Annotated in this window: 10 protein-coding genes; 4 read left to right on the forward strand and 6 right to left on the reverse strand. The window is 72.2% G+C overall.

What is annotated here, in order from left to right; genetic code table 11:
* Nucleotides 1–432: a hypothetical protein gene (locus ACGFR9_RS00890; protein WP_393201592.1), complete on the forward strand. Its 432-nt coding sequence runs from the start codon at nucleotides 1–3 to the stop codon at nucleotides 430–432.
* 125 nt (nucleotides 433–557) lie between these two features.
* Nucleotides 558–785, forward strand: coding sequence for a hypothetical protein (locus ACGFR9_RS00895; protein WP_393201595.1), 228 nt, complete (start codon nucleotides 558–560; stop codon nucleotides 783–785).
* Here ACGFR9_RS00895 and ACGFR9_RS00900 read toward each other — a convergent pair.
* Nucleotides 774–1,754, reverse strand: a complete 981-nt coding sequence (locus tag ACGFR9_RS00900) for a helix-turn-helix domain-containing protein (protein ID WP_393201598.1) — start codon at nucleotides 1,752–1,754, stop codon at nucleotides 774–776. The two genes, ACGFR9_RS00895 and ACGFR9_RS00900, sit on opposite strands and share 12 nt — an antisense overlap.
* Before the next feature lie 528 nt (nucleotides 1,755–2,282).
* On the opposite strand from ACGFR9_RS00900, the gene ACGFR9_RS00905 reads away from it, so the two are divergent.
* Nucleotides 2,283–3,350: a hypothetical protein gene (locus ACGFR9_RS00905; protein WP_393201601.1), complete on the forward strand. Its 1,068-nt coding sequence runs from the start codon at nucleotides 2,283–2,285 to the stop codon at nucleotides 3,348–3,350.
* A 37-nt stretch (nucleotides 3,351–3,387) separates the two neighbouring features.
* Here ACGFR9_RS00905 and ACGFR9_RS00910 read toward each other — a convergent pair whose 3' ends face one another.
* A complete protein-coding gene (locus ACGFR9_RS00910; RefSeq protein ID WP_393201604.1) occupies nucleotides 3,388–3,798 on the reverse strand; it encodes a hypothetical protein in 411 nt (136 codons plus the stop codon).
* A gap of 229 nt (nucleotides 3,799–4,027) precedes the next feature.
* Between ACGFR9_RS00910 and ACGFR9_RS00915 the strand changes: the two genes are divergently transcribed.
* The gene (locus ACGFR9_RS00915; protein WP_393201606.1) at nucleotides 4,028–5,083 is read left to right on the forward strand and encodes a hypothetical protein; all 1,056 of its coding nucleotides are present in this window, start codon (nucleotides 4,028–4,030) and stop codon (nucleotides 5,081–5,083) included.
* Between the two features lie 10 nt (nucleotides 5,084–5,093).
* Here the strand turns inward: ACGFR9_RS00915 and ACGFR9_RS00920 are convergent, their stop codons facing one another.
* The 4 genes from ACGFR9_RS00920 to ACGFR9_RS00935 all read right to left on the reverse strand — a co-directional run bounded on the left by ACGFR9_RS00920 (nucleotide 5,094) and on the right by ACGFR9_RS00935 (nucleotide 12,139).
* Nucleotides 5,094–5,492, reverse strand: coding sequence for a hypothetical protein (locus ACGFR9_RS00920; protein ID WP_393201609.1), 399 nt, complete (start codon nucleotides 5,490–5,492; stop codon nucleotides 5,094–5,096).
* Between the two features lie 110 nt (nucleotides 5,493–5,602).
* Nucleotides 5,603–7,261, reverse strand: coding sequence for an N-6 DNA methylase (locus ACGFR9_RS00925; protein WP_393201612.1), 1,659 nt, complete (start codon nucleotides 7,259–7,261; stop codon nucleotides 5,603–5,605).
* Between the two features lie 67 nt (nucleotides 7,262–7,328).
* Complete coding sequence (locus tag ACGFR9_RS00930) at nucleotides 7,329–11,753, reverse strand: hypothetical protein (protein WP_393201615.1); 4,425 nt, start codon at nucleotides 11,751–11,753, stop codon at nucleotides 7,329–7,331.
* Nucleotides 11,750–12,139, reverse strand: a complete 390-nt coding sequence (locus ACGFR9_RS00935) for a hypothetical protein (protein ID WP_393201618.1) — start codon at nucleotides 12,137–12,139, stop codon at nucleotides 11,750–11,752. Before ACGFR9_RS00935 ends, ACGFR9_RS00930 begins: the two co-directional genes overlap by 4 nt.
* Nucleotides 12,140–12,223: the final 84 nt, after the last annotated feature.

Here is a 12,223-nt window from a genome sequence, read left to right on the forward strand (position 1 = left end):
GTGTCCGACCAGACCAAGGTGCATGTCGGCAAGGTCTTCAAGGCGGCCAAGGGTTCCGTCCAGGCGGTGGACGGCTTCGCCGCGCTGAACCAGATCGTCGAAGCCGCCCGTGAGTGCATCCACATCCACGAGGTCGAGAGCACCAAGAGGGCCCGCCTGGAGGCCTACGAGGCCACGGAGGTCGCTCGGATCCGGGCCGCCGAAGCCGTGCTCAAGGACTACTTCACCCAGGCGTTCGCGGAACGGCGCAACCTCTTCGAGGAGATGTTCACCAGGCTGGACAGAGCGCTCGACGAGGGCAACGGCGAGGTGCTGAACAGTGTCGTGCGTGGCATCGTCGACATCGCCAAGAGCTCGCCGCTCGCGGACGTCGGAGACCTCTCCCAGGTCCGGGCGGCACTGGACGACCCCGACCAAGTGTGGGATCTCTGACCGCAAGGTGTGGAGGATGGCGCCGCCGGCGACGAGTCGAGCCGGTGGCGTCCTCGCTACGCGACCGCCGGAACGAACATTGCTCGCCCCACGAACCGCGACCGCTCCGCACGCCCGGCGGCGAGGTGCGGGCGGGTTCCGGCGGCCGGCAGCCGGCGGCCAGTTCCTCGCCGTGGCACAAGCCGGGCCATCTGGTGTACGCGAAGGGCAACGCAGGCCACGCCGCCCACCGGGTGCGGCAAGCGGGCATCATCCTGCACCAGCACGCCCTGGATCTGGGTCAGGAACCGGCGGGGCTGGTGGCCGCGGTCGAGGAGGTGGCCGACCGGCTGACCGGGACGTCACGCGGATGATGTGATCGGTGTGGCGGGCCGGTTCTGGTCGCGCCAGTCGCGCGGGGTGATTCCGTAGGCCTGCTTGAACGACTTGCTGAAGTGGGTCGCGTTCGCGAAGCCCCAGCTTCGGCCTATCGCCGCGATGGTGCGCAGGCGGGCACCGGGGTCGGCCAGTTCGCGTCTGCATTCGGACAGGCGGCGGGTGCGGATCCAGTCGCCGAGGCTGATGCCCGAGCGGGACAGTACGGCGTAGAGGTGGCGTACGGAGATGCCGTGGGCGGCGGCGATCCGTGATGCGCGGAGGTCGGGGTCGGCCAGGTGCTCGCGGATGTACTGGGTGATGCGCAGGCTGAGGGTGGCCTCCAACGGGCCCCTGGACTGTGTGGAGTCGCCGTGCTGGGTCGTCAGAACGGCGCGGAGGAGTTCGACGCCGGGCTGTACGACGGCGTCCGCGTGGGAGCCTCCGTGCAGGGCGTCGCTGACGGCCAGTTGGGAGAAGTAGGTGAAGGCGAGTCCCGCGACGGGATTGCCGGAGCCCAGGGTGACCGTGGCGGTGTCCCGTAACAGCCGGTCGGGGAGGGCGAGTGCCGCGCGGGGGAAGCGCAGGAAGTGGTGGTCGACTCCCTCGTCGAAGAGGAGGGTGTACGGGGTGATCGATTCGTAGACGGCGAACTCGCCCGGCCTCAGCACGCATTGGCGGCCGTTCTGTGCCACGAGGCTGGTGCCCGACACCTGCAGGCCGAGGAAGACGGCCGGTTCCTCGTCGGCCCGGGCCTGCCGTTCCGTCCGGTGGACGGTGACCGCGGTCGCCCTCGCCGAGCACATCCTGAGGGGCCCCACGGCGCCGAGCCCGATGCGGACGGAGACGTCCTCGGCCGGGGGACGGTGGTCGATGTCGACCGCCACCAGGGATTCCCACACCGCGTGCCGGACCACCTCCTCCCTGTCCCCCGGCGCTATGTACGCGGTGTCCAGGACCGGACTCATACGGCGGCCCCTCGTCCGCGCCGGTCGTGGCGCCGGCCCGACCTCACCTCGCCCCGTTCTTCCACAAACCGCTCCCCCGTGAAGCCGTGCATCACTGTCCGGTGCCCCGCACGGATGGCACACTGCCGGGGCCCTCGGTGATCTTAAGGTCCGAACGCCAAAACGGCGTTGAGGCGAGGGGTCCGACCGTGGGGTCCACACCGCGGCCCGAACCCCGTAAGGGCTCCGCGAGTTGCCACCGGCGCGCGGACACCACGCGGCAGCCGTAGCCGGAACCGGATCACTGGCCCAAACACTCACGGAGTGAGTCCACGGCCCCCTGCGCTCTCCGAATACGTTTGCGAGCGGTGACATCGGCGGGTGATACTCCGTCTCCGCCGGCTGACTCGGCCGTGTCTCTCCCCCTCTCTTCGCGTCTGTCCCCGTCTCACCCCGCCTCTCCCCCGTGAAGGACTTCCCGATGGCTGTACTCGTGCGTGCGCAGAGCGACTTGGCGGCGGCCGTGACCCGGCGGGACGGGGTGTGAGCGTGGAGGTCGCTCGTGCCGTCGTTCTCGCGGTCGTCGTCGCGGTCGGTGTCGCCTACTACCGTCGGATCATGGGCGGGCCCTCCTCACCCCGGCGTTCGTCACGGAGGGCCGAGGCGCTGGGTTTTCTGCCGCAGTCCGCGCAGAACACACTGCAGGTCGCCGCCGACGCCGACCTGGAACGCGCCAGGACCGCCGCGGCGCGAGGGCGTTGGGAGCCGGCGGCGCAGTTGCTGGCGCGGACCAGGGAGCAGCGCGACTGGGCGCGGCGTTCGCTCATTTCCGACGCACTCGGTTCGCACCGGGCGGCGCGTCGGGGCAGCTGGCTGGACGCGTGGGAGGCGGCGGTCGGGCCGGACGATCCCGACGCGGCGCTGGTGCGGGCTCGGGCGACGGTGTCGCTGGCCTGGCGTCTACGGGGTGGCGGCTGGGCGAAGGACACCAGCCGGGAACAGTTCGCCGGATTCCACGACACGCTGGCGCGTGCGCCGCGGTTGCTCACGCGCGCGGCGGAACTGAACCCCGAGGACCCCTCGCCGTACGTCTCCGAGATCTGGACCGCGCTCGGTCTGGGCTACTCGCGGGAGCGGATGCGCGGGATCTGGAAGGAGATCACCGCCCGGGATCCGTATCACTACGGTGCGCACTGCGCGGCACTTCAGTACTGGTGCGCGAAGTGGCGCGGCTCGGAGGATCTGGCCGTCTCCTTCGCCCGCGAGGCCCTGGCGGGGGCCCCGCGCGGCAGCCTGCTCAGCGCGTTGCCGTTGATCGCGTGGTACGAGCACCGTGACGACGACGCGAAGGACGCCGACTTCCGGGCGCCTTACCTGGTCGCCATGGTGGACGCGGTCCTCGCGGACGTGGCCGAGGCGCCGCAGGGCCACCCGGACACGGCGTCCGTGCGGCATCTGCTGGCGTACTTCCTGACCCGGCAGGGCCGTCACGAGGCGGCGTTGCTGCAGTTCCGGCTGGTCGACGGGTACGTGGACGCCCTTCCGTGGCGGTACTGGGAGGACCCGGCGGCCGTGTACTGCCTGTGGCGGGACCGGGCGGTCAAGGGCGCGCGGTGAGGCTGAACGCCACCGCTGCCGCACCGCACCGGTCGATCTACCGGAGGAGCGACGTGGGCTCGCGCAGGGCGTGCCACAGGCCCGCCCCGAGCGGTACGACCGTCATCGCGAAGAACACCCAGAACAGGAACTCGGCACCGGGCGCGCGGTCGTAGACCGTGCCGTCCTCCCACCGGCAGGAGGCGCGCGGCGGAAACGGGGTGGAGATCCCGGAGACCTCACCGCCCCCGAGGACGCCTTCGCGCATCGGCACCCTCGGGCAGGGGGCGGTGTCCGGGAACAGGGACGCGTCGTCCGCCGTCATGATCACGGCCCAGGTGAGGGCGCCGAGCGGCAGCGTCCAGAACACCGAGGTCCGCACCCACACCGGCAGCAGCGGATGCACCAGCAGCCCGCGCAGCGCCACCCACCCGGTCACGAGCCCGACGAAGACCGTGAGCAGCGTCATGACACCCCGAGTCCGTCGTCGCGCCCGTCACTCCCCTGAGTCCGGTGCCGGGACGACCCTAGCCCCGGCGGGCGTCCCTGACGTGCACGGACCCGTCGGTGCGGGAGGGGACGTTGAGAGGTCCTCCTGCTCATCCACTCGTTGACAGCGCCAACATGTGTGCCTCATGCTCTGGTCAACAACTAGATCGTTTCCTGGTGGAAGCGCCCACGGACCGGAGTTCAGCGCCATGTCCCGTCCCCGACGCCTCGCCCCCGTGGCGTTGCTGCTCGTGTCGGCCCTCACGCTCGTCGGATGCGGTTCCGACGAGGAACCGGCGGCCGGGCCGTCCTCCGAAGCCGCCGCCGAGGCGGAGGTCGAGCAGAGCCCGCCCGAACCGGACACCGACGCGCCTGTCGAGGACGACACCTCGCTCGTCGACTTTCTCCGGTCGGCCGAGGTCGACGAGGACCTCGTGAACCGGCTGGGCGAGGTGGGGGACGCCAACGGCTACGGTCTCGGTGAGGGTGTGGAGACGAGTCTGGAGGAACGGCAGGGGCTGGCGGTCGCCCAGGTCGACACGTGCCGTGATGTGGCCGTCGGACACCGTACGTGGGAGGGGATCCAGGCTTCGGACGTCAGCTCGGGCGGGACCGAGGAGCAGACCGCGGCCATGGCGGACTTCCTGCGGAAGGAGTTCTGCCCGCACGTCGCCCCCTACAAGGAGGCGCCGTTGCCGAAGCAGACCCTCGACGGAGCGGAGGAGGACGCCAAGGAGGGGCGCGGGGTGGGCTCACCGATCTCCTGGTGGGACTCGCGGTACCGGCGTGTCTCGTGGTCGAAGGAGTGCGCGGCCCAGACGGGTCAGCCCATCGGGGATCCTGTCGCCTACCGGCTGTCGGACGACGCCGTCGTCTGCGCCACGGTGCCGCCGGCGGAGCAGCTGAAGGACCATCTCATCAGCGTGGACGTGGTGTTCGCGGAGCCTGCCGGTGAGAAGCGGGCGCTGGAGGCCGCGCTGTCCCTGCTCCCGCTCGACGCGGTGGCGGAGGACGAGACGGAAGGCACCAATCCCGACTGGTCGTATCTCGAGGGCGGTTGCCTCAACGTCAACATCCAGAGTCAGCGCCTCAAGGATGTCGTCGACGGCCTCAAGAAGGACGCCGAACCGTGGGCGCACGCCGTCTACTACTCCGACGGGGCCACCAGCGACGGCGCGGTCGGCCCGTACACCGGGAAGGTCAAGCAGGTCTCCCTGTCCACGGGGAGGAACGACCCCACGGACAGCGGAGATCTGACCTGCTAGGCGTGGTCCGCTACAGCCCCGCTCGCGCGAGCAGCACCGGCAGTGCCTCCGGCTTCACCTTCTGTACCGACCGCACCTGGCCCAGGCCCAGTTCGTCCCGGCTCACCGGGTCGCGGTAGAGCGACTTCGTCGCCTCGGTCAGCAGGGTGACGGGTACCACGAAGGGGATGTCGGGGTCCTCGTCGTCGGAGCGGGGTTCCTCGTCGACCTCGGCCACGGCGGCGACCGCCGCCTCGGGTCTGGTGAAGAAGAACCAGAGGCGGTCGCCGGGTTCCATACGGTTGCGGCGGCTGAGCCAGAGCTCCAACGCGGGTTCCTCTTGCGCCAGTTGGAGCATCGTCTCCTTGTCGGACGGTTCACCGTCCAGTGTGTCCCTGCGCGGATCGAGGATGTAGATCCAGTCCGCCATGCAAATCCCCTTCGTTCAGGACGCTCGGCCCGCGTGAAGACACGTCGATGCAGCGTCTCATCGTGCCAGACGCCTGGAGGATTCGCGTACACGTTTTCGACGCGAAGGTGTCAGGTGCCGGGTTTCAGCGCCCCGTTGCTCAGTCCGTCGCGGGCCAGTGCCGCGATCTGGCGGCTGAGTTCCGTCACCCGGCGCGACCGCTCCTCGAACTCGCGCAGCGCGTGGAAGGCGGCGCCGTACCCGCGTTGGGCGGTGATGTCCATCTGCGGGATGCGGGCGCCCTTGCTGTCGAGGCGGAAGGTACCGCTGGCGGTGGTGGAGCGGCGGCTGTTGGCGGCGCTGTGCAGGAAACCCTGGAGGAAGTCGGTGTCGAGCTGGTCGCTGACGGAGACCGGTTCGGGGTCGGCGTACTCGACCAGCCCGGCCCTGGTCAGGTCGGCGACGCTGACACTGGGGCCCTCCAGGGCGCCGGTGCCTTCGCCGGCGACGAGGGCGGGCAGGAGCTCGGTCAGGCGCCGCACATGTTCGGTGAGCTCCTGGCGCAGGGTGTCGTACTCCGTCACGTAGTCGCGGTGGAACTCCTCGACGTGGCGGCTCGGGGTGAGGTCGACCGTGTCGTCGAGCAGGTCGATCTGGGGGACCTCGGTGATCTGCCGGGGCCGCGGCTCCAGGGGGTCGTCCGGGCCGCCCGAGGTGAGGTCGACCATGCGTACGGTGCCGGCCGTGTCGTCCGGTGTGCGCGGTCGGCGCAGATGCCACAGATGGACGGGGAGGGAGTGTGCGGCGGCCGTGCCGGGTGCCAGGGCGGTGACCTGGGTGAGGATGCCCCGGCGGACGAGTTCGGCGCGGATACGGCGGCCGGCCTTGCGGTACGCCACGGAGGCGGGCATGACCATCACGACCCGGCCACCGGGTGCGGTGTGCGCGTACGCGTGCTGGAGCCAGGCGAGTTCACCCTCGGCGCGGGAGGGGGTGCCGAGTTCCCAGCGGGGGTCGAGGAGGAGCTCCTCCCTGCCCCAGTCGGTGTCGCTGACCGGCGGGTCGCAGACGACGAGGTCCGCCTTGAGGTCGGGCCACCGGTCCGCGCGCAGCGAGTCGCCCTGTGCGATCTCGGTGCGGGTGAGTCCGGCGAGGTCGGCCCGTGACTGCGCGAGGCGGGCGCTGCGGGTGTCGACCTCCTGGCCGTACCGCCGCGCGTCCGGTCCGGCGCCGAGGGCGAGCAGGAGTGTGCCGATGCCGCAGGCGGGGTCGAGCAGCACCGCGTCGGCCGGCACGTCGCCGGCGAAGTGCCGGACGGCCCGGACGACGCGGGGCGAGGTCACCTGCTCCGAACCGGCCCGCCGTACGGACTCGGTGAAACGCTCGGCGAGGCCGTCGACCACGTCGGCGGCGGAACCGCCGGCCGCCATCTGCCGGGCCAGCCGGACCGCCTGCTCGGGCAGCGCGTCCGGCGTCTTCTTCCGGGGGGCGGCGAGGGTGTGCGCGATGTCCGCGAGCCCGCCGAGGATGTCGTCGCCGTAGGCCCCGCGCAGGACCTGCCAGAGCTGGACCTCGTCGGTGACGTCCTGGCCCTTGCTCTGCTTGTCCAGCCAGGCCTGGACCTCGGCGAGGTCGAACAGGGGGCTGTTGGCGCCGCCGCCGACCGGAGCGGGGAAGTCGTCGTACCGCCGCCGCCAGTTCGAGACGGCGGCGCGGGTGACACCCGCGATACGGGCGATCTCGGAACCGGTGACCGACGGGTTCGCAGGCGTGGCCGGGGTCTCTGGCATACCCCCTAAGGTACACAGCGCCACGACCACGTTTCAATGAACAACGGCCGTTGACGACGTCAACCGGTCACTTGTCGGAGTTGTCCGGGCACGTCTTCACGAAATCGGCCTCCGGCACCCGCTTCTCCCACTCCTCGCGGGTGAGGCCGCCGCCCGTGGCCCGGCACGCCAGGCCGAGGGTGTCGGCCGCCAGCTCGGGGTAGGCCCCGATATCGATGACGTAGGCGAAACCCGCACTCGTCGTGATCATGGTACGTCCGCGCGGTCCGCCCAGGACCACCTCGTCGACGCCTTCCCTGTGGCCGCTGAACGTGTAGGCCAGGTGGGACTGTTCGGGGTCGGCGACACTCCAGAGGCGTACGCTGCCGTCCTCCCCCGCGCCGGCCAGCAGCCGGCCGTCGGGGTGAAAGGCCAGCTGGGCGAATGTCGCCCGGTCCGTGTCCATGGGCTCGGTCGCGCCCGACAGATGTCCTCCACCGTCCCTTCCGGCGTCCCACAGGTCCACACGGGCTTCGCGCCCGGTGGTGGAGGGGATCGCGGCGACGGCCGCCACCACATCGCCGTGCGGGGAGAACGCCGCTCTCACGCCACCGTAGAGGCCGGCGTCCTCCGACAGGGGCGTGGTCGTGTCGGAGGACATGTCCCAGAGGCTCAACCTCTTCTTCACCAGCAGGAGTCGGCGGCCGTCCGGGGCGAAGACGACATCCTGCAGGAGCCCGGGGACGGTGGAGGCGGCCAGGGCGGGCAGGGCCGGATCGGAGACGTCCCAGACACCCACGCCCTCCAGGTCGTTGACGGCGAGGAGGGGCCGGTCGGGGGCGAAGTCCAGCGTGGGGTTCACCGCGCCCTGGTGGGCGCCGCTCAACGTGCCGGCGACGCGCGGCCGGGCGGGATCGGAGACGTCCCAGAGGGTGACTTCGCGATCGTGGTTCATGGCCGCGAGGAGACGGCCGTCGGAGCTGAAGTCGAGGTCGGCGAGGACGTCGCCGGTGCCGATGACGGTTCCGCCGCCGACGGCGTCGTAGCGGTCCTCCACGGGGTTGTCGACCCTGGCCAGCCGCCGTGGCTCGGACGGGTCGGAGAGGTCCCACAGGGCGATCCGGGCGCCCCGGGCGACGGCCAGGGTGGTGCCGTCCGCCGCCAGCGCCAGTTCGTCGCCGTCCGGCAGCACGTCGAGGACGTGCGGCAGGGGGACGTCCGACAGGTCACGGTGGATGACCTCGCCGTAGCTCACCGACACCACCGACCGGCCGTCCGCGTCGTACCTCGCCGCGTCGACGAAACCCGAGTGCCCGTACAGGCGGGCCTCTTGAGTGATCTCCCCGGTGTCCGTCACGTCCCACAGCGCGACGCTCCGGTCCCAGCCGCCGCTGACCAGCTTGCGCCCGCCCGGGGAGAAGTCGAGGGAGCTGACGAGGTTGCTGTGGGCCGTGCGTTCGCCGAGGACCTTCGGGGCGCCGGGGTCACGGATGTCGACCAGGGCGACCACGCGTTCGCGGCTCACCGCCAGCAGTTCACCGTCCGGACGGAACGCCAGCGCCCCGCCGCCTCCCTTCACCGTGCCCCGGGGGCGGGGGCCGCGCGGATCCGAGACGTCCCACAGCCGAACGTCGCCGTAGGTGTCGGCGGTGGCCAGCAGACGGCCGTCCGGGCTGAACGCCGCGCGGTCGTCCTGCGCCGAGCCGTCGGGCGGCGAGGCGGCCTTCATGAAGGGGAGCTGTCGCGGGGCGCGCGGATCGCTCACGTCCCACAGGACGATCGCGCCACGGCCGACGGACCGGGACAGGCCGATGGCCGCCAGCGTCTTTCCGTCCCTGCTCAGGGCGAGCGCGGTCGGCCCGTCGGTGGCGGCCTCGACCCCCCGCGCGCGGAGCGTGGCGAGGGGTCGGGCGCCGCCGTCCTTCGCGGCGAGATTCCACAGGCGCACCTCGCCGTCCCCGCACACGGCTGCGAGCATGCGGCCACCGGGGCCGCCGAACGTCACGGAGTCCTCCGTGTCGTACTGCGGCGCGGGACAGACGGGCCGTGCCGACGGAGTGCGGGGAACGGGATCGCGGCCGGTGTCCCAGACCGTCAGCCCGTCCTCGTCCTCGTCCTCGTCCCTCGCGGCCAGCATGCGTCCGCCGGGCGCGAGTACGGGATCGATCCTCGCGGGCACCTCGGACACTCCGCGGAAGGCGCTGCCCGCCAGGGTCTCGAAGAGCGAGCGGCGGGCCTCGGCGCTCGGGCGCAGGGCGTGCGCGGCGAGCCCCAGCCGCAGCGCGGCACGTGGGTCGGAGGTGCCGATGCCGTTGGCCTCGGCCAGCAACGCCCGTGCGACGGCGGTGCGTTGCTGCCGCTGCGCGGTGCGCTGCTGCTGGACCGCGACGACGGCGGCGACGAGGGCGAGGCACAGCGCGACGGCCACCCCGGTCAGCGCCCGCTTCAGCACCGTCGTGCGACGCCGTTCCCGGCGCAGTTCGTCCGTGGCGGCCACCTGTCCGGCCTCGAGGAACTCTTGCTCCAGCGCGGGGAGTTCGTCGAGTGCGGACGCCGACTGGAGCCGGCTCTCCCGGTAGAGGAAGGCGGGGTCACGGTCCGCGGCCTCCCACTCCCGTGCGGCGGCGCTCAGTTGCTGCCGCAGCAGCAGGACGGCGGCATCCTCCCTGATCCACTCCCGCAGCAGCGGCCAGGCCCGCAGCAGCGCCTCGTGCGCGATCTGCGCGGTGTCCTGGTCGACCGTCAGCAGGCGCTCTCTGGCGAGTTGGTCGCGGATGGTGTCCGATCCGGGCGGCAGTGCGTCCAGCGGGACGCGGTGGCGCAGGACGGGGGCGCCGCCGTCCGGTGGGAGATGGACCAGGGACAGCAGCAGGCGGCGCATCGTCGTCCGGCCGTCGTCGTCCAGGGACTCGTAGACGCGCCGGGTTGCGGTGGCGACCGACTGCCAGATGCCGCGCGTCGCCTGGTAACCGGCGAGGGTGAGCAGGGCACCGCTGCGGCCGCGCCAGGTCTCCCGCAGGGCGTGCGCCAGGAACGGCAGTGCCGTGGCGTCGTCGTTCGCGGAGCGGCCCGCGTGGAGGTCGTGCAGCAGCCGGTCGGTCAGGCCCGCCTCGACGGTCATCCCGACCGCGGCCGCCGGGCGCTCCACCACGGCGCGCAACTCCCGTTCACGCAACGGCGGTACGGAGAGCTGGGCCCGTCCGAGCGCGAGTTCGAGGCCCGGATGTTCCAGACAGCTTCCGTAGTGGTCGGCCCGCAGTCCGAGGACGATGCGGGGTCGCGGCCCGGGTCCGTCGCCGGTGAGCAGGGAGATGAAGGCGGCGCGCTCGTCGGGGAGTTCGCACCGGGTGAAGAGTTCCTCGAACTGGTCCACCACCAGCAGCCGACAGGTCGGCAGGCCGTGCGACGGCGTGGGGAAACGGCCACCTTCCAGCTCTACCCGGACCTCGTCCGGGTCCCGTTCGGTCGCCGCCGCCCACGCCTCGGCCAGGGCGCGGAAGGGGTGCGGTCCGGGGGCGGGCAGCAGGAGCGCGGGCCCGGTCGATGCCGTGCGGGCCAGCAGTCCGGCGCGCAGCAGGGACGACTTGCCGGCTCCGGAGGCGCCCACCAGCACGGCCTGGCCGCCGTCCGGCAGGCCCTCGACCAGTTGGATCAGCCGGTCGGTGAGTTCCTCACGGCCGAAGAAGTGCGCGCTGTCCTGCGCCCGGTACGGCTCCAGCCCCGGGTAGGGACACGGTAGTTCGGCGGGCCGCTCGGCCGCGGCGGGCGGCGGCCGGTAGGCGCGGTTGCGGGCCAGGACCAGTGAGCCCAGGGTGCCTTCGCTGCGCCGGGCCGGGTTGACGCGTGGGTCGTCGGCGAAGGACTCGTCGAGCGCGGCGTGCAGGCGGTCGGCGGTCAGCCACGGCGGCCCGGCCGGGTCCCCCTGGTCGAGCAGGTCGAGCAGCCGGCCGCTGAACAGGGTGTACCGCTCCCCCTCGGGGGCGAAGGACAGGGCGTAGTGCGAGGCGGAGGAGAGCAGGAAGCTGCCGCGGGGGCCGGCGGTGGCGAAGGCGCGGCGCACTCCGCCCTCGGCCGGCGGGGCGTCGCCTCGGCCGGAGAAGCAGCAGTCGAGGACGACGAGGCTGCCGTCGCCCCTGACGCCCAGCAGGTCGCGGATGGTCCGGTAGGAGACGGAACGTGCGACGTGCCGGGCGGAGCGGCTGTCCCGCGTGGCGAGGTACAGATCGTCGCGCGGGCCGAGGAGTCCGTGCCCGACGTAGTAGAAGAGCAGGGGGCCGTCACCGGCCGCCGCGGCCTCCTCGACGGCGTCGACCACTTCGGCCGCCCCGGCGTGGGCCGGTACGCGCACGACCTGTGCGGGGTCCATGCCGCACACGTCGGTCAGGGTGCGCCGCAGTCCGTCGAGCGTCGTGTCGACCGAGGGAAGACCGGGAAGTTCCGACCCGTCGGCGTGGCTCCCGGTGCCGTACAGCACCGCGCGGGCGCCGGGAGCGGCGAGGCCGCCCGCACTCATGTCGTACGGGGGCCCGTCTCGTCGCCGTCCTGGGGTGGACGGGCCAGGCGCTCGGCGAGGTCGGCCGCCTCCTGCGGGCTCAGGGTGCGGGCCTGTCGGGAGGTGAGGGTGATCCGCGTACCGTCGGGCCGGGTCACGTCGATCGTGTGGCTGCTGCGGCGGGTCTGCAGCCAGGCCACCAGCGCTCCCGCGAAGACGGCGGCGACACCGCCGGGCTCCAGGACCGCCACCAGCGCGTCGACGGCCGGGCCCATCGTCCCCTCCCGAGGGGTGCCGTCGCGTCCGATCCGTCCTCTGAGCTCGGGTACGTCGGTCAGCCACGCCCTGAGTTCCGCGGCTTCGTCGGTACCGTCCTCGTCGCCGCGCACCGTCACGACCAGCTGCATGCTTCTCCCGGGGTCCGGCTTCCACTTCGGGCGGGAAGGTGAGGATTCCCTCTCGGGCGTCTCTCCCGACCCTGCCGACAGCAT

The sequence above is a fragment of the Streptomyces sp. NPDC048584 genome (assembly GCF_043199595.1).
Lineage (GTDB): Bacteria > Actinomycetota > Actinomycetes > Streptomycetales > Streptomycetaceae > Streptomyces > Streptomyces edwardsiae.